General features: G+C 70.8%; 23 protein-coding genes and 1 pseudogene. 14 read left to right on the plus strand and 10 right to left on the minus strand.

Annotation, left to right across the window (positions count from 1 at the left end; all coding sequences use genetic code 11):
- Positions 1-7 precede the first annotated feature (7 nt).
- Positions 8-760 carry an SDR family oxidoreductase gene (locus CEB94_RS27150; protein ID WP_175434687.1) on the minus strand — a complete coding sequence of 251 codons (753 nt, stop codon included), beginning with the start codon at positions 758-760 and terminating at the stop codon, positions 8-10.
- 97 nt (positions 761-857) lie between these two features.
- On the opposite strand from CEB94_RS27150, the gene CEB94_RS27155 reads away from it, so the two are divergent.
- Both CEB94_RS27155 and CEB94_RS27160 read left to right on the plus strand, forming a co-directional pair.
- On the plus strand, positions 858-1,547 hold the full coding sequence (locus CEB94_RS27155) for a TetR/AcrR family transcriptional regulator (RefSeq protein ID WP_175434688.1): 690 nt from the start codon (positions 858-860) through the stop codon (positions 1,545-1,547).
- Between the two features lie 351 nt (positions 1,548-1,898).
- Entirely contained in the window at positions 1,899-3,365 is a 1,467-nt protein-coding gene (locus tag CEB94_RS27160; protein WP_175437178.1) for a sensor histidine kinase, read from the plus strand.
- Between the two features lie 212 nt (positions 3,366-3,577).
- Here the strand turns inward: CEB94_RS27160 and CEB94_RS27165 are convergent, their stop codons facing one another.
- Complete coding sequence (locus CEB94_RS27165) at positions 3,578-3,835, minus strand: WhiB family transcriptional regulator (RefSeq protein WP_016639615.1); 258 nt, start codon at positions 3,833-3,835, stop codon at positions 3,578-3,580.
- Positions 3,836-4,157: 322 nt separating this feature from the next.
- Positions 4,158-5,126, minus strand: a complete 969-nt coding sequence (locus CEB94_RS27170; RefSeq protein ID WP_175434689.1) for a diacylglycerol/lipid kinase family protein — start codon at positions 5,124-5,126, stop codon at positions 4,158-4,160.
- 116 nt (positions 5,127-5,242) lie between these two features.
- Here CEB94_RS27170 and CEB94_RS27175 point away from each other — a divergent pair, with 116 nt between their 5' ends.
- Positions 5,243-5,692 carry a hypothetical protein gene (locus CEB94_RS27175; RefSeq protein ID WP_175434690.1) on the plus strand — a complete coding sequence of 150 codons (450 nt, stop codon included), beginning with the start codon at positions 5,243-5,245 and terminating at the stop codon, positions 5,690-5,692.
- Positions 5,693-5,695: 3 nt separating this feature from the next.
- On the opposite strand, the pseudogene CEB94_RS27180 reads toward CEB94_RS27175, so the two are convergent.
- From CEB94_RS27180 to CEB94_RS27190, 3 genes and pseudogenes are all read right to left on the minus strand, one after another.
- Positions 5,696-6,831: pseudogene (locus tag CEB94_RS27180) on the minus strand (RNA polymerase sigma factor SigF).
- Between the two features lie 17 nt (positions 6,832-6,848).
- Positions 6,849-7,262 carry an ATP-binding protein gene (locus tag CEB94_RS27185; RefSeq protein WP_003992877.1) on the minus strand — a complete coding sequence of 138 codons (414 nt, stop codon included), beginning with the start codon at positions 7,260-7,262 and terminating at the stop codon, positions 6,849-6,851.
- A 260-nt stretch (positions 7,263-7,522) separates the two neighbouring features.
- Complete coding sequence (locus CEB94_RS27190; RefSeq protein WP_175434691.1) at positions 7,523-7,783, minus strand: UBP-type zinc finger domain-containing protein; 261 nt, start codon at positions 7,781-7,783, stop codon at positions 7,523-7,525.
- Between the two features lie 62 nt (positions 7,784-7,845).
- On the opposite strand from CEB94_RS27190, the gene CEB94_RS27195 reads away from it, so the two are divergent.
- Positions 7,846-9,444: a Na+/H+ antiporter gene (locus tag CEB94_RS27195; RefSeq protein WP_175434692.1), complete on the plus strand. Its 1,599-nt coding sequence runs from the start codon at positions 7,846-7,848 to the stop codon at positions 9,442-9,444.
- Between the two features lie 63 nt (positions 9,445-9,507).
- Here CEB94_RS27195 and CEB94_RS27200 read toward each other — a convergent pair whose 3' ends face one another.
- Entirely contained in the window at positions 9,508-10,416 is a 909-nt protein-coding gene (locus CEB94_RS27200) for a 1-aminocyclopropane-1-carboxylate deaminase/D-cysteine desulfhydrase (protein ID WP_175434693.1), read from the minus strand.
- A 292-nt stretch (positions 10,417-10,708) separates the two neighbouring features.
- Here CEB94_RS27200 and CEB94_RS27205 point away from each other — a divergent pair, with 292 nt between their 5' ends.
- The 7 genes from CEB94_RS27205 (at position 10,709) to CEB94_RS27235 (ending at position 18,112) form a co-directional block, all read left to right on the plus strand.
- On the plus strand, positions 10,709-12,115 hold the full coding sequence (locus tag CEB94_RS27205) for a family 2B encapsulin nanocompartment shell protein (protein WP_175434694.1): 1,407 nt from the start codon (positions 10,709-10,711) through the stop codon (positions 12,113-12,115).
- 105 nt (positions 12,116-12,220) lie between these two features.
- Complete coding sequence (locus CEB94_RS27210) at positions 12,221-13,390, plus strand: family 2 encapsulin nanocompartment cargo protein polyprenyl transferase (RefSeq protein ID WP_175434695.1); 1,170 nt, start codon at positions 12,221-12,223, stop codon at positions 13,388-13,390.
- 521 nt (positions 13,391-13,911) lie between these two features.
- A complete protein-coding gene (locus tag CEB94_RS27215) occupies positions 13,912-14,538 on the plus strand; it encodes a GNAT family N-acetyltransferase (RefSeq protein WP_175434696.1) in 627 nt (208 codons plus the stop codon).
- 650 nt (positions 14,539-15,188) lie between these two features.
- Positions 15,189-15,773: a dihydrofolate reductase family protein gene (locus CEB94_RS27220; protein ID WP_175434697.1), complete on the plus strand. Its 585-nt coding sequence runs from the start codon at positions 15,189-15,191 to the stop codon at positions 15,771-15,773.
- Between the two features lie 387 nt (positions 15,774-16,160).
- Complete coding sequence (locus CEB94_RS27225; RefSeq protein WP_175434698.1) at positions 16,161-16,574, plus strand: YciI family protein; 414 nt, start codon at positions 16,161-16,163, stop codon at positions 16,572-16,574.
- Between the two features lie 29 nt (positions 16,575-16,603).
- Positions 16,604-17,824 (plus strand): RNA polymerase sigma factor, encoded by a 1,221-nt coding sequence (locus tag CEB94_RS27230; RefSeq protein WP_175434699.1) that lies wholly within the window; start codon positions 16,604-16,606, stop codon positions 17,822-17,824.
- Positions 17,825-17,869: 45 nt separating this feature from the next.
- Positions 17,870-18,112: a hypothetical protein gene (locus CEB94_RS27235; RefSeq protein WP_246111930.1), complete on the plus strand. Its 243-nt coding sequence runs from the start codon at positions 17,870-17,872 to the stop codon at positions 18,110-18,112.
- Between the two features lie 22 nt (positions 18,113-18,134).
- Here CEB94_RS27235 and CEB94_RS27240 read toward each other — a convergent pair whose 3' ends face one another.
- Complete coding sequence (locus CEB94_RS27240) at positions 18,135-18,869, minus strand: VOC family protein (RefSeq protein ID WP_175434700.1); 735 nt, start codon at positions 18,867-18,869, stop codon at positions 18,135-18,137.
- Positions 18,870-18,974: 105 nt separating this feature from the next.
- Here CEB94_RS27240 and CEB94_RS27245 point away from each other — a divergent pair, with 105 nt between their 5' ends.
- Together CEB94_RS27245 and CEB94_RS27250 are read left to right on the plus strand one after the other, a co-directional pair.
- Positions 18,975-20,129, plus strand: coding sequence for an inorganic phosphate transporter (locus CEB94_RS27245; protein ID WP_175434701.1), 1,155 nt, complete (start codon positions 18,975-18,977; stop codon positions 20,127-20,129).
- A 17-nt stretch (positions 20,130-20,146) separates the two neighbouring features.
- A complete protein-coding gene (locus CEB94_RS27250) occupies positions 20,147-20,380 on the plus strand; it encodes a hypothetical protein (RefSeq protein WP_175434702.1) in 234 nt (77 codons plus the stop codon).
- A 213-nt stretch (positions 20,381-20,593) separates the two neighbouring features.
- Here the strand turns inward: CEB94_RS27250 and sodN are convergent, their stop codons facing one another.
- Positions 20,594-20,989, minus strand: coding sequence for a superoxide dismutase, Ni (gene sodN / locus CEB94_RS27255; protein ID WP_175434703.1), 396 nt, complete (start codon positions 20,987-20,989; stop codon positions 20,594-20,596).
- Positions 20,990-21,134: 145 nt separating this feature from the next.
- On the opposite strand from sodN, the gene sodX reads away from it, so the two are divergent.
- Positions 21,135-21,569, plus strand: coding sequence for a nickel-type superoxide dismutase maturation protease (gene sodX / locus CEB94_RS27260; RefSeq protein ID WP_175434704.1), 435 nt, complete (start codon positions 21,135-21,137; stop codon positions 21,567-21,569).
- On the opposite strand, the gene CEB94_RS27265 is transcribed toward sodX, so the two are convergent.
- On the minus strand, positions 21,452-22,102 hold the full coding sequence (locus tag CEB94_RS27265; RefSeq protein ID WP_175434705.1) for a CGNR zinc finger domain-containing protein: 651 nt from the start codon (positions 22,100-22,102) through the stop codon (positions 21,452-21,454). The genes sodX and CEB94_RS27265 overlap by 118 nt on opposite strands.
- Positions 22,103-22,231 lie beyond the last annotated feature (129 nt).

Raw genomic sequence — 22,231 nt, forward strand, 5'->3', positions numbered from 1 at the left:
GCCGCGGCTACGTGAGCGAACCCCCCGTCACATCCACCCAACTCCCCGTCACCCACCGCCCCGCCTCCGACACCAGGAACGCCACCACGTCGGCGACCTCGGCAGGCTCGCCGACCCCGCCCAGTGCCGATAGCGCCGCGGCCTTGGCCCAGCCGTCGGGGCTGCCGCGCAGCAGTGCTGCCGTGTTGTCGGTGTCGATGATCCCCGGGGCCACCGAGTTCACCGTGATGCCCCGGCTCCCCAGCACCTTGGACAGGTCCCGTGAGAAGACGTCCAGCGCACCCTTCGTCATCGCGTACGCCACGTTGTCCGGCATCGCCGCCGTCCTGGCCAGCCCCGACGAGATGTTGACGACCCGGCCGCCGTCCCGCAGGCGCGTCATGCCGTGCTTGAGGATGAAGAACGGCGCCTTCACGTTCACCGCGAAGACCTTGTCGAACTCTCCCTCGTCCAGCTGCCCGATCGGCCGTGTGTTGCCGATGCCCGCGTTGTTCACGAGGATGTCCAGCCCGTCCGCGTGCTGGTCGAACTCCTCCCACATCGCCTCGGCATCCCCCGGGACCCCCAGCTCCACGCCCACCGCGAACGCCGAGCCCCCGGCCCTCTCGATCGCCGCGACCGTCTCCTTCGCCGCCGTCTCGTTCCTGCCGTAGTGCACCGCGACCCGCGCGCCGTCGCGCCCCAGCCGCTCGGCGATTCCTCGCCCGATACCCCTGCTCGCCCCCGTGACGAGAGCCGTCCTGCCCGTGAGCACGCCCATGGCGGCGCCCCCTTCTCATTTTTCTAGCGGTCGCTACACAAATGACCGTACAGCAGCCCGCCGACATTTCTCTAGTGCCCGCTATAAAATGCACCCCATGGTGAACGACGACGGAACCGCGAGGGCCGGTAAGGCGCCTGACGCCGCGAGCGCGAGGGCCGCCGGGGACGGCAAGGCCAGGACCAGGCCCCGCGGCCGCCCCCGTTCCTTCGATCGCGAGACCGCGCTGGAGAAGGCCCTCCTGGCCTTCTGGGAGCACGGTTACGAGGCCACGTCCGTCTCCGACCTCACCCGTGTCATGGACATCGGGGCCCCCAGCCTCTACGCGGCCTTCGGCGACAAGCAGTCCCTCTTCGAAGAGGTCGTCCGCGTGTACGGCGCGGGACACGGATCCTTCACCGAACGCGCCCTCGCCGAGGAACCCACCGCGTGGGCCGCCGTCGAGCGCACCCTGCGCGAAGCCGCCAGCGCGTATACCGAACCCGGCCACCCGCACGGCTGCCTCGTCGTCCACGCGGCCGCGAACTGTTCGAACCCCGAGGTGGAGCAGTCGCTGCGGGACCGCCGCAACGCCAACATCGCCGCGTTCGAGAGCCGTATAAGGGCCGATATCGCCGCCGGCGTGCTCCCGCCGGCCACCGACGCCGCCGCCCTGGCCCGTCACACCGGAGCGATGATCCAGGGCATGTCACAACAGGCACGCGACGGGGCGAGCCGGGAGGAACTGGAGGCGGTCGCGGAAATTGCCCTGTCCATCTGGCCCCGCACAGGAACCCACACGGGTTAGGCTGCCTGCTGGACGACAGTGCGTCTACGCGTCGCCGAAAAGACAACAACGAACAGCCTCCAACGCATGGACACCCCTCAGTGGTCTAGTCCACAATGCGTGACGAGAGCGCGTGTGCAACGCGCACCAGCCTCCGTCTTCCCCGCACAGGAAGACGGACCGAGGAACCGAGGCTCTCTGCCCTGACTGCCCCGGCTCCTCATCCTTCGGCCGACCGGGACCGCACACCCCACGGCCGATGCTGCTCCGGGCTGCGGTGCCGGGAGGGTTGAGGGTCCCTCTCAGGCGCCGCGGCCCGCGGGTGTTTCAGGGCCGTGCGAACCCCCGGGTACGCTCGCACACGTGCCCTCCATGAACGAACTCGTACGCCAGCACACCGCCCTCGACGACACCGATCTCGAGTGGCTGCACCTGCTGGTCTCGGAGTGGCAGCTGCTCTCCGACCTCTCCTTCGCCGACCTGGTCCTGTGGGTCCCCACCAGCGACGGCACCCGGTACGTCTCGGTCGCCCAGATGCGGCCCAACACCGGCCCGACCTCGTACCAGGACGACATGGTGGGCCACCTCGTGCCGCGCGGCCGCCGCCCGATGCTGGACGTCGCCCTCGACGAGGGCCGCATCGTGCGCGAGGGCGACCCCGAGTGGCGCGAGGAGGTCCCCGTCCGGGTCGAGTCGATCCCCGTACGGCGGGAGGGGCGCGTCCTCGGCGTCATCGCGCGCAACACCAACCTCCTCACCGTGCGTACCCCGAGCCGTCTGGAACTCACCTATCTGCAGAGCGCCTCCGACCTCGCGCAGATGATCGCGGCCGGGTCCTTCCCGTTCGCGAACCAGCAGCTCGACATGGACGCCTCGCCCCGCGTGGGCGACGGCCTGATCCGGCTCGATGCCGACGCCATCGTCCAGTACGCCTCCCCGAACGCCCTGTCGGCCTACCACCGGCTCGGCCTCGCCTCCGACCTCGTCGGCCAGCATCTGGGCAAGACCACCGCGGAACTCGCCCCGACCCGGGGCCCGGTGGACGAGGCGCTCGCCAAGGTCGCCAGCGGCTGGGCGCCGCGCGAGTTCGAGATCGAGGCCACTGACGGGGTCATCCAGTTCCGCGCGATCCCGCTCAAGCCGAAGGGCACCCGCATCGGGTCCCTCGTCCTGCTCCGTGACGTCACCGAACTGCGTCGGCGGGAGCGCGAGTTGATCACCAAGGACGCGACGATCCGGGAGATCCACCACCGCGTCAAGAACAACCTCCAGACGGTGGCCGCGCTGCTCCGCCTGCAGGCCCGGCGCATCGAGTCCGACCGCGGGCGCGAAGCCCTCGAAGAGGCCGTGCGGCGCGTCGGATCGATTGCGATCGTGCACGAGACGCTCTCCCAGAACCTGGACGAGCGGGTGGAGTTCGACGACATCGCCGACCGCGTGCTGGCCATGGTCGCGGAGATCTCCCCTGGCAAGGTGGCGTGCCGGCGCACCGGCCGCTTCGGCATTCTCGATGCCGAGGTCGCCACGCCGCTGTCGATGGTGCTGACCGAAGTGCTGCAGAACGCACTGGAGCACGGCTTCCGTGAAGGCGACGCCGGCACGGTGGAGGTCTCGGCGGTCCGCGGTGGCACGAGCAAGGAGGCCCGACTGCTGGTCACGGTCCAGGACGACGGGGTCGGCCTGCCGGAAGGGTTCGATCCGCACACCGCCGGCAATCTCGGGCTGCAGATCGTGCGGACCCTGGCGGAGGGCGAGTTGAGCGGCACCTTCGACATGGTCCCGGCCCCGGAGCGCGGCACCCGCGTGATCCTGGACATCCCGGTGCGGTCGCAGAAGTGACGGAATCCGGAGCCTGGGAAGAAGGGCCCGGAAAAGCAATGAGCCCCAGGCCACCAAGTGGCCCGGGGCTAAAGCTCGTTGCTGCTTAACTAAGCGCATCGGGGGAACTGCGCGCTGCGGCTCGGGGGCGGGAGATGCGTACTCGCTGTCAACGAAGTAGTGCCGACAGGCACACGCGCCGCCAAGCTCAGGCTGTCAGCAGGGGTGGGTTGTCAGGCGGAGGCCTGACGGGCCCGGTTGCGGGCGGCGCGGCGCTTCATGGCACGGCGCTCGTCCTCGCTGAGACCACCCCAGACGCCGGAGTCCTGGCCGGACTCGAGCGCCCACTGCAGACACTGCTCCATCACCGGGCAGCGACGGCAGACGGCCTTGGCTTCCTCGATCTGCAGCAGCGCAGGACCGGTGTTGCCGATGGGGAAGAAGAGCTCGGGGTCTTCCTCGCGGCAAACGGCGTTGTGACGCCAGTCCATGGCTGCTACCTCTCCTTGGTATTACGTGCAGGGCTTGCTTGTGAATGTGAACGCTTTCACGAATCCCTCAACAAGTGAAGGGCCGACTGCCAGGTTCCCCGGCGAAGGTCCTGTGAATTGAAGAGGGGTTCTTGTGATCAGTGGAGGCCGGTGTTGCGGGCCGTCTCGATCGCCACGTAGAGACTCGCAAACCTCGACGGCGGATACAACCCCTTCTGGAAAGTTTTTTTTGATTCTTCGGTGTCGACTAGGTCACAGCCGTACTTCCATGGGGTGGACCCTGGCCTAAACGTTCGAGTGAAAGGACTTTAGCCAGTTCTGCTCACACAATCACACGCAGTGCACGGCGTACGCCTGTGAACGTCACGCTTGTTCGCAGCCCCAGGTGGTCACCGTCCATCTGGAGGGGGAGCGGGACCTTCGAATGCAAGGTGAACTCTGTCAAGTCATGCAGAGAGGTGGCGTGCTTGCCATGGGGTCCGCGCTCGGGGGACGAAGTGAGCAACTGGGTGCCATACCGGGCAACCGCCGCGGTGGACAGGCGGCTGAGACCGAAGAGATCGAGGCCGGTATCGAACGAGGCCTTAGGTGCCGCGTAGATCGGGCGATTCCCCAGAAACGTCCAGGGCGAGGTGTTCGAGACTATGGACAGCACCAGATCGGTGACCGGATCCTCGCCGGCCCGCTCCAGCGTGATCGTCCCGTTCCGGCGGTTCGGTTCGCCGAGGAGCTGACGCATGACCTGGCGCACGTAAAGAGCGTGTGTGGATTTCCGGCCGCGTTCGCGATGCTGCTCCACACGTCCCACCACGCCGGCGTCGAAGCCGAGCCCCGCGTTGAAGGTGAACCAGCGGGACGGCACCGCCTCGTCCTCCGTGCCCGGCGTGCCCGAGGTCAGCCCCAGGCCGACGGTTCGTTCGCTGCCGTCGCGCAGGGCGTCCAGCAGGGCGCCGGTGGCCTCCACGGCGTCATTGGGCAGGCCCAGGGCGCGGGCGAAGACATTGGTCGAGCCGCCCGGGACCACGGCGAGGCCGGGCAGATGCCCGGGAGCGGGGCCGGCGTGCAGCAGGCCGTTGACCACCTCGTTGACCGTGCCGTCGCCGCCGAGGGCGACCACCAGGTCGATGTCGTCGCTGTCCGCGGCGTGCCGGCCCAGGTCGCGCGCGTGGCCGCGGTACTCGGTGGTGACCGCTTCCAGCTTCATCTCGCTGGCGAGCGCATGGATCAGTACGTCGCGTGTGCGCGCACTGGTAGTGGTTGCCGCCGGATTGACCACGAGAAGTGCACGCATGACTGGCAGCGTACCTACTGGGGGGTACCGGGCCCATACCGAGGTAGGGATCAGGTAAGAGAGCGGGGGTGAACCGCGCCACGGGGGGCGTGTATGACGGGAGCTACTCTTCAGGGGTGAGCAGTGAGCAGACCCCCACCACCGAGGAAATCACCGGCCCCCGCCCCCGACGTCTGACGTACGCCGCGCTGCTGGCCGCACTGGAGGGGCTCGCGCTGGTCGTCGGCGGCGCCTGGATCTTCGTCCTCGGCCTCACGGGCCATCCGGACGACCGGCAGCAGGCCGTGACCGGAGGGATCACGCTGGTCGTGCTCGCGCTGCTGCCGCTGCTCGCCGCGCGCGGACTGCTCGGCCGCCGCAGCTGGAGCCGCGGCCCGGCCGTCATCACCCAGCTCATGGCGCTGCCGGTGGCCTACAACCTGCTGCAGGCCGACAGCATGGCCATTCCGGCCGGGATCGCCCTCGCGGTCGTGGCGGTCGCCTCGCTCGTGCTGCTGGTGAACCCCGAGACGACCCGGGCCCTCGGGATCCGCGGGCCCGGCAACGCCGGCAACCTGGAGAAGTAGCCGTCACTCCTCGACGAGGAGCTTCTCCCTAAGCTGCGCCAGGGTGCGCGCCAGCAGCCGGGAGACGTGCATCTGCGAGATGCCGACCTCCTGTGCGATCTGCGACTGGGTCATGTTGCCGAAGAAGCGCAGCAGCAGGATCCGCTTCTCACGCGGAGGGAGATCCTCCAGCAGCGGCTTGAGGGACTCCCGGTACTCCACGCCCTCCAGCGCCTCGTCCTCCGCGCCGAGGGTGTCCGCGACCGCCGGGGACTCGTCGTCGGTGTCGGGGACGTCCAGGGACAGCGTGGAGTACGCGTTGGCGGACTCCAGGCCCTCCAGGACCTCCTCCTCCGAGATCGCCAGCTTCTCGGCGAGCTCGTGGACCGTGGGAGAACGGCCGTGCAGCTGCGAGAGCTCGGCCGTGGCCGTGGTCAGCGCCAGGCGCAGCTCCTGCAGCCGGCGCGGGACGCGCACCGCCCAGCCCTTGTCGCGGAAGTGCCGCTTGATCTCGCCGACGACCGTCGGGGTCGCGTACGTCGAGAACTCGACACCGCGGTCGGGGTCGAAACGGTCGACCGACTTGATGAGGCCGATCGTGGCGACCTGGGTGAGGTCGTCCAGCGGCTCGCCGCGGTTGCGGAAACGGCGCGCGAGATGCTCCACGAGCGGGAGATGCATCCGGACCAGCTGGTTGCGCAGCTCCGCGTACTCGGGGCTGTCGCTGCTCAGGGTGCGCAGTTTGAGGAACATCTCGCGCGCCCCGCTGCGGTCCGGTGAGCCGTGGTGCGCACCTGGTGTGTGGTGTGCGCGCGGCGCCTGATGCTCGGAGTGTCGCTCGTGCTCGCTCATCGTCCCGCCCGTCGCCCTTCCCCGAGCCCTCGCCTCCTCCGCCACTCTCGACTTATCGCGAGTGGGGGACCCCCCTGGGCCGGGGATGCGGCGATTTCCCCGCCCGGAGGCGCGCTCCGCACGGCACCGTCCCGGTCCAGCCCCCCGCCGCCCGGGAGGACGGCCTCCGTGGAGTCGTCCTCGGGGTGCGGGCGGGCCTGCTCGGGGATGCCGTTGATGCCGTCCGCCATGCGCCGGGCACCGCTCGGGCCGCTCGTGCCCGTGCCCTCGGCCGGCAGATCTCGTGTGCCGCGCTCTTCGTCCCGCACCGGCCCGTCCTCGCTCCTCACGCCGGCCCGGGTCCCGCGCCGCGCTGTTTGTAGAGGCTGATCGAAACGGTTTTGTCCTTGTCGACGGCAGAGGAGACCTTGCCCGCGAGAGCGGACAGGACGGTCCAGGCGAAGGTGTCCCGCGAAGGGGCATGACCATCCGTGGTCGGTGCCGAGACGGTGACCTCGAGTGAGTCGTCGACGAGGCGGAATACACAGCTGAGCACCGAGCCGGGCACGGCCTGCTGAAGCAGGATCGCGCAGGCCTCGTCCACCGCGATGCGCAGGTCCTCGATCTCGTCGAGGGTGAAGTCCAAACGGGCCGCGAGACCGGCCGTGGCCGTACGCAGCACCGACAGGTAGGCACCCGCGGCCGGCAGCCGGACTTCGACGAAGTCCTGGGTCGCGGGCTCGCCTGCGATCTGGGACACCCTCACCTCCATGGTGGTACAAGCGTTTCAGGGCCGAGGGTCGCCCCCCGGGATAACGCGATACGTGGTTCAGCGGTGACGCTATCGCGCTCTTGACGGTCCTGTCCCCGGGACCCCAACCCCTGGTCGTCACTCACAGTAAACCTGTGGATACGCTCCGTGTCTAGGGGTTGGGCGGGCCCAAATGGGAAGAGCGCGCGCCGGGTTGACGTACCCAGACGTCAGACGGTCGAACCGTCCGGCGCCGGGGTGCTGTCGCGTCACACCAGGACATGGTCGACGAAGCACCAACGCCAGGTCTCCCCGGGCTCGTGGGTCCGCATCACGGGGTGACCGGACTCCTTATGATGCTCCGCCGCGTGCCGTCCCGGCGAGGAGTCGCAGCAGCCGACATGACCACAGCTGAGGCACAACCGTAGTTGCACCGGATCCAGGCCCTCCGCCAAGCACTCCGGACACGTCCCGCTGAGCGGGCCGGGTTCGGGGTGCGGCAGCGCGTCGGCGTGCGTGCACTGTTTCATGATTGCCAGGTTACGACGGTCGGGTGGAAGACCGCGTCGAAAAATGAGGGCGGGCGAGAACGATGGATGTGATGCCACTGCTGCTGCTCGTGGCGGGCAGTGCCGCGATCGCCGCGGCCGCGCGGCGCACTCCGGTGCCGGCGCCGCTGCTGCTGGTGGCCGTGGGGCTGGCGGTCAGCTACGTCCCCGGGGTGCCCGAGTACACGCTCGACCCGCACATCGTCCTGCCGCTCATCCTGCCCCCGCTGCTGCACACGGCGGCCACCGAAAGTTCCTACCTCGACCTGCGGGCGCAGGTGCGGCCGGTCGCGATGCTGTCCGTCGGGTACGTGCTGTTCGCCACCTTCGTCGTCGGCTGGGCCCTCTACGTGATCGTGCCAGACATGCCGCTGACCGCGGCCCTGGTCTTCGGGGCGGTGGTGGCGCCCCCGGACGCGGTCGCGGCGACGGCGGTGGCCCGACGGGTGGGGCTGCCCTCGCGGATCACCACGATCCTCCAGGGCGAGTCCCTGCTGAACGACGCGACCGCGATCACCGCCTACCGGGTGGCCCTGGCCGCCGCGGTCGGCGAGGGCGCGACCTGGGCCGGGGGCATCGGCGAGTTCCTGCTCGCGGCGGTCGGCGGTGTTGTGGTGGGCCTGCTGCTGATGGCGCCGATCCACTGGCTGCGCACGCACGTGAAGGAAGCCCTGCCGCAGAACACGCTGTCCTTGCTGACCCCCTTCGTCGCGTACGCCGTCGCCGAGCAGGTGCACGCCTCCGGCGTCCTCGCCGTCGTGGTCGTCGCGCTCTACCTGGGGCACCGCGCGTGGGAGGTCGATTTCGCCACGCGACTACAGGAGGAAGCGGTCTGGAAGATGGTCGCCTTCGTCCTGGAGTCGGCGGTGTTCGCTCTGATCGGACTGCAGCTGCCGGTGGTGCTCAGGGGGCTCGGGGAGTACGAGGGTGTGGAAGCCGCCTGGTACGCGTTCGCCGTCTTCCTGGTGGTCGTCGCCGCCCGGTTCGTCTGGGTGTACCCGGCGGCCTTCCTGCCGCGGCTGCTGTCGGCCCGGATCCGGGGCCGGGAGGAGAGCCTCACGTGGAAGGGGCCGTTCGTCGTCGCCTGGGCCGGGATGCGGGGCGTGGTCTCACTGGCCATCGCCTTCTCGATCCCGCTCACGATGCACGACGGCGAGGAGCCCTTCCCGCAGCGCAACCTCATCCTCTTCCTGACCTTCACGACGGTCATCGGGACCCTGGTCGTGCAGGGCCTGACCCTGCCCCCGCTGATCCGGCTGCTGAAGTTCCCCGGGCGGGACGCGCAGACCGAGACGCTCGCCGAGGCCAACGCCCAGGCGCAGGCTTCCCGGGCCGCCGAGCGGCGCCTGGACGAGCTCCTCACCGACGAGCGCAACGCCCTGCCCGCCCCGCTCGCCGACCGGCTGCGCACCGTCCTGGAGCGCCGCCGCAACGCCGTCTGGGAGCGGCTCGGGCAGGCCAACCCGATCACCGGGGAGTCCGTGGACGACACCTACCGGCGACTGTCGCGGGAGATGATCGCCGCCGAGCGCGAGGTGTTCGTCAAGCTCCGGGACGGCCGCTACATCGACGACGAGATGCTGCGGACCCTGTTGCGCAGGCTCGACCTGGAGGAGGCGGCGGCCTTCCGGGAGGCGGCGTGACGACGGAAGCGGTGCCTCAGGAAAGGGGCCTCAGGGAAGGGGTGCCTCAGGGTAGGAGCTGCCTCAAGGGAAGGGACGGCCGGTGACCACGGCCGCCACCGCCGTCCCGCGCGGGAAGGCGCCTTCACCGGCCAGGGTGATGAGTGCGTACAGCAGCTTCGCGACATACAGACGTTCGACGGGCAGGCCGTGCCGGTGCTCGAAGTCCGTCGCGAAGGCGTCGAGCTCGGCGGGCACGCGCGCGTAGCCGCCGAAGTGGAAGCGGTCGTCCATGCTCCAGGTGCCGCGCCGGCCACCGAAGGCCGCACGCTGCAGCGCTTCCGTCCCGGCGGTCAGGAAGCCGCCCCTGAGCACCGGCACGCCCAGGGCGCGCTGGCCGGGAGCGAGACCGGCGGCCAGCCCCGCGAGCGTGCCGCCGGTGCCGCAGGCCACGGCGACGGCCTCGGCGTGGCCGCGCAGTTCGACGCCGAGCGCCCGGCAGCCTCGCACGGCGTCGGTGTTGCTGCCGCCCTCGGGGACGACGTACGCCTCCTCGGCGTCCGCCGCGCGCAGGACGCCGGCCAGGGTCCGCGGCTCGGACTTGCGGCGGTACGTCGCCCTGTCGACGAAGTGCAGGCGCATGCCGTCGGCCGTGCAGCGGGCCAGTGAGGGGTTGAGGGGCCGGCCGGCCAGCTCGTCGCCGCGTACGACACCGACCGTGGGGATGCCGAGCAGCCGGCCGGCCGCGGCCGTCGCGCGCAGATGGTTGGACCAGGCTCCTCCGAAGGTGACGACGGTACGGCCGGCCGCGGTGGTCAGGTTCGGCGCGAGCTTGCGCCACTTGTTGCCGATCAGCTCCGGGTGGATCAGATCGTCCCGCTTCAGCAGCAGCCGCACGCCCCGGCGCTCGAACCGGCCGTCCACGACCTCCTGCACCGGCGAGGGGAGCCGGGGGTGCAGCGCGGCGAGTCCGGGGGTGTCGGGGCTGGTCACCGGGTCATTGTCACCCGGGAGTGGAGGAGGGGGTTCGCGGCTGACGCGATTCTCTGCGGCCGGGCTCCCGATCCCGGGCCGATCCACGATCCCGGGCCCAGTCACGGGCCCTCCCGGGCCAGGACGCGGGCGCTTTCGAACGCCGTAACGGGCCCCCTCTGCCCAGAAGCGCAAAGATCCATTCCCGCTCTTTCGTGTAATAGCACCGCGACGCCGAGTGAGGAAGGCTTGCCCGTGCACATCGATGCCCGAGGCATATGGGCGTCGGTCACAACCGGGAGGGCAGTTCTCTATGTCGGTAGGCGAAGAGGTCCGCACGGAGCAGACCAAGCCGCAGCAGAGTCTCGGCACGGCGGCCGCGCGGAACCTGGCCACCACGACCAAGTCCGTGCCACAGATGCAGGAGATCAGCTCCCGCTGGCTGCTGCGGATGCTGCCGTGGGTCGACATCCAGGGTGGTACGTACCGGGTGAACCGGCGGCTGACGTTCGCAGTGGGCGACGGCCGGCTGACGTTCGTCAAGACCGGCGACCGTGTCGAGATCATCCCCGCGGAGCTGGGCGAGCTGCCGGCGCTGCGGTCGTACGAGGACGAGGAGGTGCTCTTCGAGATCGCCCGCCGCTGCGAGCAGCGGGAGATCCCGGCGGGCGATGTGATCGCCTCGTTCGGCAGCCCGGCCGACGAGGTGTACCTCCTGGCGCACGGCAGGGTGGAGAAGGTCGGCACGGGACCGTACGGGGACGACGAGTCCCTCGGAGTCCTCGCCGACGGCTCCTACTTCGGCGACGACGCGCTGCTGAACGAGGACGCGATCTGGGAGTACACGGCCCGCGCCCTCACCGCGTGCACCGTGCTCGTGCTGCCCCGCCAGGAGTTCGAGCAGATCGCGGAGCGCTCGGACACCCTGCGCGAACACCTCCAGCAGCGCCGCTCGATCCCCTCGCAGCGCTCCAACAAGTACGGCGAGAAGGAGATCGACCTCTCCTCCGGGCACTCCGGCGAGCCGGACATCCCGCACACCTTCGTCGACTACGAGGCCCGGCCCCGTGAGTACGAACTGAGCGTCGCCCAGACCGTGCTGCGCATCCACACGCGCGTGGCCGACCTCTACAACCAGCCCATGAACCAGACCGAGCAGCAGATCCGGCTGACAGTCGAGGCGCTGAAGGAGCGCCAGGAGCACGAGCTCATCAACAACCGCGACTTCGGGCTCCTGCACAACTGCGAGTACGACCAGCGGATCCAGCCGCACGACGGCGTGCCCAGCCCGGACGACATGGACGAGCTGCTCAGCAGGCGCCGCGGCACCAAGATGCTCCTCGCCCACCCGCGCGCCATCTCCGCGTTCGGCCGTGAGCTCAACAAGCGCGGGCTGGTTCCCGAGACCATCGACATGGCCGGCAACCGCATCCCGACCTGGCGCGGTGTGCCGATCTTCCCGTGCAACAAGATCCCGGTCTCGGACGCCCGTACGACGTCCATCATCGCCCTGCGTACCGGCGAGGCCGACCAGGGCGTCATCGGTCTGCGTGCCTCCGGCATCCCCGACGAGATCGAGCCGAGCCTGTCGGTGCGCTTCATGGGCATCAACGAACAGGCCATCATCAAATACCTGGTCACGGCCTACTACTCGGCCGCGGTGCTGGTACCGGACGCGCTCGGCGTCCTGGAGAACGTCGAGATCGGCCGCTGGCAGTGACGCTCCCTGTATGCCGGCCGTGTCCCCGCCCGTCAGGGCGGGTACATCCTCGGAGTACGGGCCCAGCGGCAGCGCCCCCGTCCGCTCATTCTCCGAGGCGGTCCCATGGGTGAGTCCCTCACCGAATCCAGGACGAAGACCGCGTTGCCCGCCCCCGGTGGGCAGCGCGGCGCCGAGCCCCGGCAGGCGGCCGGGGCTGCGGAAAGGCGGGTGCCCATCGGGACGCAGCGGGACGGCGGGCCGGCACCGGCCGAAGGGCACGAGGCGGTCATGCTGCTGGAGCGGGCCCGGGCAGAGGTCGACCCGGTGCTGCGGGCCGCGCTCGGCTCGCTGCCCGGGCCGATGCGCCGGATCGCGCAGTACCACTTCGGCTGGGAACAGGCCGACGGCACCCCGGCGGAGGGGGGCTCCGGCAAGGCGATCCGGCCCGCGCTGGTCCTCGCGGCGGCGGCAGCCCTCGGCGGGCCCGAGGCGCGGGCGGGGGCGGCCCGGGCGGCCGCCGCGGTGGAGCTCGTCCACAACTTCACACTGCTGCACGACGACGTGATGGACCGGGACGCCACCCGCCGTCACCGGCCCACCGTGTGGTCCGTGTTCGGCGACGCCGACGCGATCCTCGCCGGGGACACCCTGCAGGCTCTGGCGCTGCGGCTGCTCGCCCAGGATCCGCACCCGGCGTCCCGGGCCGCCGCCGCCCGGCTCGCGGACTGCGTGGTCGAACTGTGCGCGGGGCAGCACGCGGACACGGCCATGGAGCGGTGCGCCCCCAGTGAGGTCACGCTCGACGAGGTGCTCGCCATGGCGGAGGCCAAGACGGGCGCCCTGCTCGGGAGCGCCTGCGCGATCGGCGGCCTGTACGCGGGCGCCTCGGACGAGGAAGTGGCGGCGCTGGACGCGTTCGGCCGGGAGGCCGGGCTCGCCTTCCAGCTCATCGACGACGTCATCGGCATATGGGGTGACCCGCGCCGCACCGGCAAGCCCGCCGGTGCCGACCTGGCCGCCCGGAAGAAGTCGCTGCCGGTGGTGGCGGCCTTCGCCTCCGGCACACCGGCGGCGGCCGAACTCGCCGAACTGTACGTACGCCCCAGCGAGAAGGAGGACCTGGACCACATCGCCCTGACCGTGGAGCGCGCGGGTGGCCGTGACTGGGCTCAGGGCCAGGCTGCCGACCGCATGGCCCGTGCGATGCAGCAGCTGGCCCGAGCGGTGCCGGACCCGGAGACGGCGGGCGGCCTGCTGGCCCTCGCCGAGTTCGTGACACGGCGCAGCAGTTGACGGCCGACGCTAGTGGACGGCTCGCAGCAGCAGCCGGCCCGCAGCGGTTGGCGGCCTGCGGCAGTTGTCGGCCGACGGCAGTCAACGGCTGCAGTGGTGGCCCGCCGAGAACAGCCGTCGGCCGCCGGTGGCCGATGACCGACCGCAGCTGACGGCTGTCAGCGCCGATGGCCCACCGCAGCTGACGGCCGCCAGAAGTCGATGACCGGCAGGAGTCGACGGCCGGCAGGAGTCGACGGCCGGCAAGTCGGCGATGGGCTGCACCAGTGACGTCCCTTCGGGCGACCGAAGGGCAGGATCCCGGAGCGCCGGGGCCGTGCGGCTCCTGACCCCGCACGGTCACCGGCCTCCGGTCGGCGGGTCCCGCACTGCCCCACGGTGTGCGGGGCCCGCCCTCTTCGCGCATCGGTCGACTTTGGGCAAATGTTCGATCGAATCCCGCCAAGATCTTGCGCGCACCCCTCCGCAAAGGCCAACCCCCCTACGATCAACGCCCGTCGGGACGAGCGAAGGGGCGGGGCATGGGTGTGGCCATCCGGACGGCGGGCGAAGGGGACCGGGAGCTGATCGTCCGGCTTCTGGACGAGGCGTTCCAGGACGACCCCGTAAGCGGCTGGGTGTTCCCCGGCGCGGAGGACCGCCGTGCCAAGCACCCCGGGCTCATGGCCGCCTTCACCGACATCGTGCTCGCGGCCGGCCGTATCGACGTCACGGAGGACGGCTCGGCCTGCGCGCTGTGGCTCTCCGTGCCCGCAGGCGAGGGTCACGACGACCATGACGCCGAGGACGAAGGACCGGCCCAGGTGCGGGAGGCCGTCGACCCGGACAACGAGCGCATTGAGAGGATCGGCCGGCTGACGGCCGCCATCCATCCCACCGGGCGGGCCCACGAGTACCTGTGGATGATCGGTGTGGCCCCCGGCCGCCAGGGCGAGGGCCTCGGCACCGCGCTCGTCGAGGCCGTCCTCGACCGCTGCGACCGTGAGGGGCTGCCCGCCTACCTGGAGGCCAGCAACGCCCGCAGCCGCAAACTGTACGAGCGCCTCGGCTTCGAGCCCGCCGGCCCGGTCCTCGACCTGCCGGACGGCCCGTCGATGTGGCCCATGTGGCGCGAGCCCAGGCCGCAGCGACCCGCCCGGGCCCTGTAGCGGGAGTGACCTCGGGGGTTCCGTCCCGCCCGGCCTCCTCCGGCAGGATCGTCGCCACGATCCGCGCCACCGGCCCGTACGGCACGCCCACCCCGGGACAGGGCGCCCACCAGCACGCCCGGCTGGGTCGGATGCTCCAGCGAGCAGCCCGAGCATGGCCGGATAGGGCACGGGCGACGGACTCCTCACAGCCGGGGAGCCCGGCCGTGCGGTAAAACTCCATGGACTCCATGAGGTCGTGCCTGAAGGCCGTGACCAGCGAGCGGTCCTTTCCTTCGGCCGGGACATCAGGTCGGCGACCTGCCGGGGTCGGGCGCGAGCCGTACGTGCACGCGGGTGCCGATCTGGCACACGCGGGTCGGCGCGTCCGGTGACGTAGTCGGAGGCGGTGCCGCAGGTACTCCGGCCTCCCCGCCCGCCGCGCGGAACGTCAGCCCGCGCGCCCCACGCGCGCGATCAACCTCGACGACGACGACGGCGGCGTCGGCGTCGGCGTCGGCGTCGGCGAGCGTGGCCGGGTGCCGGGGTGCCGATCACGCGGAGCCCCTTCTCTCACTTTCGCCGGGCGCCGTAAAACCCTTGCGACCACTACGAGAGAAGTACTACAACTGAAGTCGTTACAGTGGCAGCGCCTACGGAAAGAGACCGGCTTGCGAAAGCTCACGTATTACATCGCTTGTTCCCTCGACGGCTTCATCGGCGACCCGGGCGGCGACGGATCGGCGATGGTCCGTTTCGTCGACGAGGAGTTCCTCGCCTTCCTCAAGGCGGAATATCCGGAGACCGTACCCACCCACGGCCGCCGGGCCCTCGGCTTCGACGACCTGCCGAACAGACGGTTCGACACCATCATCCAGGGGCGGGGCAGCTACGACCTGGCCTTGAAGGAAGGCAACACCAGCCCCTACGCCCATCTGCGCGAGTACGTCGCCTCCAGCACCCTGACGGAGTCGCCCGACCCGAACGTGGAGATCATCGCGGACGACCTGGTCGGCAAGGTCCGCGAACTGAAGGCGGAGGAGGGAGACTTCGGCATCTACCTGTGCGGCGGCTCGAAGGTCGCCGGTGAGCTGCTCGACGAGATCGACGAGCTCGTCATCAAGACCTACCCCCTGGTGTACGGCTCGGGCATGCCGATGTTCGCCGCGGGGTTCGCGCTCTCGGAGTTCACTTTGGAGTCGGCGCGCACGTTCGGCAACGGCGCTGTGGTGCGCGTGTACAGCAGGAAGCGCTGAGCCCTCGACCGGCCTACTCTGAGGAGATGGGCAGCGAAGAAGCCGTCTGTCCCGGCTGCGGACAGTCAGTGGAAACGGTCGTCCGGCGTCACAAGACGCTGGGCGCCTGGGTCCCGCGCTGGGTGGCGGGCCCGTGCCGCAACCCCGAGTGCGGGGACCGCGACGCGGAAGACGCCGACAGCGGCCACACCGTCGAAGGCACTCGCCGCGGGCAAGCCTCCGCGGCCCCCGGGAAAGCCGCCCCGCCCGCCACGCCCAAGCCTGACCCGGCCCGCGGAGAAAGCGCCGCGAAAAACTCCTGAGCCCGTGTCGAGATGCGCGGCCCGGCTCCGACGTCCCCTGTGAAGAGCCGCCCACCGGGGTGGCGAGAGCCGAAGGAGCGGACTGATGAAGTACCTGGTCATGGTGCAGGGCACGCAGGCGGACTACGAAGCCATGCGCGGCAAGGCGTCGGCGAACTCCCCGGCCTGGAGCGCGGAGGAGTTGCAGGCCATGTTCGCCTACATGGGTGCCATCAACAACGACCTGGCCGAGACGGGCGAGCTCGTCGACGGACAGGGCCTGGCCGAGCCGGCGCAGAGCCGGCACGTCACCCTCGGTGACGACGGCAAGGCCGTGATCACCGACGGGCCGTACGGCGAGACCAAGGAGCTGCTGGCCGGCTACTGGGTCCTGGAGTGCGAGAGCCTGGAGCGGGTCACGGAGATCGCCGACCGTGTCGCCCGCTGCCCCCAGCCGGCCGGCGCACCCGACTACCCGGTCGTGATCCGTCCGATCATGGACGGTTCCGGGGACATCTGAGGGCCGGGCCGACGCCGAGGGACGCGCCGGTGAGAAACGCACCCGAGATCGAGGACCTGCTGCGCGGCAACGCGCCGCAGGTCCTCGGTGCGCTGGTCAGACGGTACGGGCACTTCGACGCCGCCGAGGACGCCGTACAGGAGGCGCTGCTCGCGGCTGCCGCGCAGTGGCCCTCCGCGGGTGTGCCCGGCAATCCGCGCGGCTGGCTGATCAAGGTCGCCTCGCGGCGGCTCACCGACGCCCTGCGCAGCGATCAGGCCCGGCGGCAGCGCGAGGAACGGGCAGCCGCGCTCACACCCCGGGACGCCTTCACGGCGCCGCCGCCCGGTGAGCGGGCGCCCCGCGAGGACGACACACTCTCGCTGCTGTTCCTGTGCTGTCATCCGGACCTGTCGCCGCCCGCCCAGATCGCGCTCACGCTGCGTGCCGTGGGAGGTCTGACCACGGCGGAGATCGCCCGGGCCTATCTGGTCCCGGAGGCGACGATGGCGCAGCGCGTCAGCCGGGCCAAGCAGAAGGTGCGGGGCGTGCGCTTCGGCCGCCCGGACCGCTGGGAGCAGCGGCTGCCGTCCGTCCTGCAGACCCTCTACCTGATCTTCAACGAGGGCTACACCGCCACCTCCGGCGCCGTGCTGCAGCGCCGCGACCTCGCGGGCGAGGCCGTGCGGCTGGCCCGGACCGTCCACCGGCTGCTGCCCGGTGACTGCGAGGTGGCCGGTCTGCTCGCGCTGATGCTGCTCACCGACGCCCGGCGTGACGCGCGCAGCGGTCCGCACGGCGAGCTGATCCCCCTCGACGAGCAGGACCGCGGCCGCTGGGACCGGGCCGCGATCGAGGAGGGCGTCGAGCTGGTCACCCGGGCCCTGTCCATGGGCCGCCCGGGGCCGTTCCAGCTGCGGGCCGCCATCGCCGCCGTGCACGACGAGGCATCCTCCCCGGAGTCGACCGACTGGGCCGAGATCCTGGGCCTGTACGACGTCCTCGTCGGCCTGGTCCCCGGCCCGGTCGAACGCCTCAACCGCGCGGTCGCGGTCGCCATGGTCCACGGCCCGCGCGCAGGCCTGACCGAGGTGGACGCCCTGGCCGACGAGTTGAAGGGCCACCGCCTGAACGCCGTACGAGGCCATCTCCTGGAGCGCGCGGGCGAGCCCGAAGCCGCCCGGGCCGCCTACGAGTCGGCCGCCGCGCAGACCCTCAGCCTGCCCGAACAGCGCTATCTCCGGGCCCGGGCGGCACGGTTGAGCCACTAGCCACTAGCCACTAGCCACTAGCCACTAGCCACTAGCGTGTGGGACATGGGCGCACCGGGGGAGCGGCGTCGCACCGTGTGGCGCAGGGTGGTGATCGCGTGGGTGCTGGTCGTGGCCGTCGCGGGCGGGTTGACGCTGTGGATGCAGGGCGCGGCAGAGCCTCGGGGGCCGTACGTCTGGGAGCAGACGAAGCCCGACGAGACACCGGACCTGCCGCCTTGCCCGTCGCCGCCTGAGGAAGCCGGGGCCGCCGACTGCGCGTACGGTACCTGGACCGGGGGCTCCTGACGGATCGTCGCGGCGTAGCCCCCTAGCCGCGCAGCCCGCCCGTCTCCGGGTCCCGGGTCGTCAGGCAGTACGTGCCGCCCGCCGGGTCGCGCATCACCGTCCAGCCGGAGAAGCCGGCCACGAAGACGGCCCCGAGTTCCTCGTGCCGCGCCCGGGTCGCCGCGACGTCCGCGCAGGCGAGGTCGAGGTGGGCGGCGGCCGGGCGCCCCTCGCCGAGGCGTTGCAGCAGCAGACGGACCGGCAGGCCGGGCGGCGGCTTGACCACGTGGAACTCCGGGAGGGAGCCCGGCAGCGACTCCCAGCCGTCGAGCAGCGCGCTCCAGAAAGCGACTTCCGTGCCGTAGGCCGAGGCCGGGACGTCCAGGCACACCTGGTCGAGCCGGCTGCCCCGCACCACACCCGGCCGTGAGGCCTGCCCGCGCCAGGGGTCCGCGCAGAACAGCTGCCCGCCGGGCGAGCGCAGCACGACGAGCGACCCGAGGTCGGCCGCCACACTCGCGCCGAGCCGTACCGCGGCGGCGGCGAACTCCGGTACGTCGTCCACACAGAAGTCGATGTGCGCACCACCCGGGCCCGGACCGACCGCCTGCACCTTCAGGCACGCGTCGGCGCCGTCGGGGAGCAGGGTGACGAACTCGTCGTGTTCCCCGCGCGGTTCGGACAGGCGGGTGTCCGTGACCGCCGTCCAGAAGTCGCAGGCGGCGCCGAAGGCCTCACGCGGGCGGTCGATGAAGGCGTATGTCCAGCTGATCCTCATGGGCGCGATCGTAGAGGGCACGCGTCGCCGCCACCCGCGTGAACCTTGACCGGCCTTTGCCGCACCGTTCCCCGTCCATTGGCCTGCGCTTGTTTGCATTCAGGAATGGACCACATCACGTTCCTCGTGGCGGTCGTCATCGTCACGGCACTCGCCTTCGACTTCACCAACGGATTCCACGACACGGCGAACGCGATGGCCACGTCCATCGCCACCGGCGCGCTCGCTCCCCGTACGGCGGTCCTGATCAGCGGTGTCCTCAACGTCGTCGGTGCCTTCCTGTCCACGGAGGTCGCCAAGACCGTCTCGGGCGGCATCGTGGACGACACCCTCGTCTCCCCGGGCATGATCTTCGCGGGGCTGGTCGGCGCGATCCTGTGGAATCTGCTGACCTGGCTGGTCGGTCTCCCTTCGAGCTCCTCGCACGCCCTGTTCGGCGGGCTGATCGGGGCCGTGTGGGTCGGGGCGGGCAGCCACGGCGTCAACTTCGACAAGGTCGTCGAGAAGGTGCTGGTGCCGGCGGTCGCCTCCCCGGTCGTGGCCGGTGTCGCCGCGCTGCTCGCCACCTACCTCGCCTACCGGCTCACCGACCGGGCCCGCAAGGACTCCGTCACCAAGGGCTTCCGCATCGGCCAGATCGCCTCCGCCTCGCTGGTCTCCCTCGCCCACGGCACGAACGACGCGCAGAAGACCATGGGCGTCATCACCCTCACCCTGATCTCGGCCGGCGCGCTCAGCCACGACGCAGGGCCGCCCCTGTGGGTCATCGTCTCCGCGGGCCTCGCCATCGGCCTCGGCACCTACCTCGGCGGCTGGCGGATCATCCGCACCATGGGCAAGGGCCTCACCGAGATCCAGTCGCCGCAGGGCTTCGCCGCCGAGACCGCCTCCACGACCGTCATCCTGACCTCCGCCCACCTCGGATTCGCCCTGTCCACCACCCAGGTGGCCTCGGGCAGCATCCTCGGTGCGGGTCTCGGCCGCCGACTCGCGGAGGTCCGCTGGGGCGTCGCGGGCCGGATGGCGGTCGCCTGGATGGTCACCCTGCCCGCCGCCGCACTGGTCGGGGGTCTGGCCGCCGCGGTCGTGCAGCACGGCGGGGACGCCGGTACGGCGGTCGTCGCGCTGGTCGGCGCGGCCCTCGCCGCGGGCATCGTGGTCATCTCACGCCGCAACCCGGTGCACGCGCACAACGTCAACGACGCACAGGAAGTCACCATCCACACCGAGCCGCCGGCCACGGTCGGCACGGCCGCCTGAGCGACGGGAAGTCGGACATGCATCTGGACTGGACCGCACTCGGCCAGGTCGCCGCGGTGAGCGTCGGCGCCACCGTCGCCGTGGTCGTCGTCTTCGCCCTCGGCGTCCTCGGCCTCGCCCGGCTGGAGGGCACGCGCGCACAGCGGGGCGGCACTTTCGCCCTCGGCCTCACGCAGGCCACCCTGTGCTTCCTCGCCTGCACGGCCGTGGTGGCGTACGGGATCTATCTGATCGTCCCTCAGTTCCACTAGTGGCCGGCTCATCGTGGTGCTGATCGGTATCTGGCGAAGCCACAACGCCAAAAAGGGAACCGGAGGGCCGGGGGAGTAGCGACGCGGCTCTGCCCGGCAGGTGACGACGGTGGGCCCCGTACCCGGTAACGGATACGGGGCCCACCGTCTTCTCTTGCACCGGTAGACGGCCTGACCAGCGGAAATCGAAGGTCAGGCGACCTAGAGGAAGACTCAAGCCTTCTTGGTCTCCCAGAAGATCTTGTCGATCTGGGCGATGTAGTCCAGCGCCTTCTGGCCGGTGGCCGGGTCCGTCGAGCCCTTGGCGGCCGAGAGGGCCTTCAGGGTGTCGTTGACCAGCTGGTGCAGCTCCGGGTACTTCTCGAAGTGCGGGGGCTTGAAGTAGTCGCTCCAGAGCACCGAGACGTGGTGCTTGGCGAGCTCGGCACGCTGCTCCTTGATGACGGTGGCGCGTGCCTGGAAGTGCGGGTCGTCGTTGGCGGCCATCTTGTCCTGCACGGCCTTCACCGACTCCGCCTCGATGCGGGCCTGGGCGGGGTCGTACACACCGCAGGGAAGGTCGCAGTGCGCACTGACCTTGACCTTGGGGGCAAACAGGCGGGAAAGCATGGAGCATTCCTTCCTCGTGATCGTCTTCTCACAGGGGACATTACTCCGTGAGGGACGGCTTTTGGCGGGTGCCCCCATGGGCTTAGGACAAAAGTCCGGGGTGAGACTGAGACTGGTGGACGAAGAACCGGGGAGGTGCCGGGTGATGCCGGAGCTGTCGCAGGAGTCCGAGCGGGGGAGGCCCGCCCCGCCCTTCGGGGTCGCCGAGGTGACCGGGCCGTCCATGGTGCCCACGCTGTACCACGGGGACCGGCTCCTGGTGCACTACGGGGCCCGGGTCAGGCCTGGGGACGTCGTCGTGCTGCGGCACCCGTTCCAGCAGGACCTGCTGGTGGTCAAGCGGGTCGCCCAGCGGCGCGAGAGCGGCTGGTGGGTGCTCGGGGACAACGCGTACGCCGGCGGCGACAGCACCGACTACGGCGTCGTGCCCGACGACCTGGTGCTGGGGCGGGTCCGGTTCCGCTACCGGCCGCGCAGGCCCGGCCGGCGGTCGCCCTGGGCGCTGCTGGGCTGGGTGCTGTCGGCCGCCAGGCCGGTCTTCTCCGACCGGTCGGCCGCCAGGCGTTTGCGGGCCCGGTAGGCCGCCACGTTGGCGCGGGTCGCGCAGCGGTCGGAGCAGTAGCGCCGGGAGCGGTTGGTGGAGGTGTCGAGGTAGGCGTTGCGGCAGGGCGGCGCCTCGCACAGGCCGAGCCGGTCCACGCCGTACTCGGTCAGGTGGAACGCCAGGCCCATCGCCGCGATCGCCGCGTAGCCCGCGGTGGCGTTCGACGGATGGTCCGCCAGGTGCATGTGCCACAGGGGGCTGCCGTCGTCGTCACGGAAGTCGTGCCCGGAGATCTGCGGGCTGACCGGGAACTCCAGCAGCAGCGAATTCAGCAGGTCGACGGCGAGCCTCTCGTCGCCCGAGTCGGCCGCCTCGAAGACCGCGCGCAGCCGGGCCCGGACCGAGCGGAAGCGGGTCACGTCCGCGTCGGTGGCGCGGCGGGCCGCCGACTGGCTGGGCCCGAACAGATCGCGGACGGCCTCGACCGACGTCAGGGCGTCCTTGCCCCGGGCCGGTTCGTCGGTGTTGACGAGGCGCACGGCGTAGTCCGAGTAATAGGCCAGTTCCACTTGTAGTCCTTACGGAGGGGCTGGGGTGTCGTGAGCGCGCACTTGTAACAGCTGATGATGCTTCCAGGGTATTACGAGGGAGGGGCCCGATGACGGACGCCGACATCACGACGGCCACCGCCGACCGGC

The sequence above is a fragment of the Streptomyces hawaiiensis genome (assembly GCF_004803895.1).
Classification (GTDB): domain Bacteria; phylum Actinomycetota; class Actinomycetes; order Streptomycetales; family Streptomycetaceae; genus Streptomyces; species Streptomyces hawaiiensis.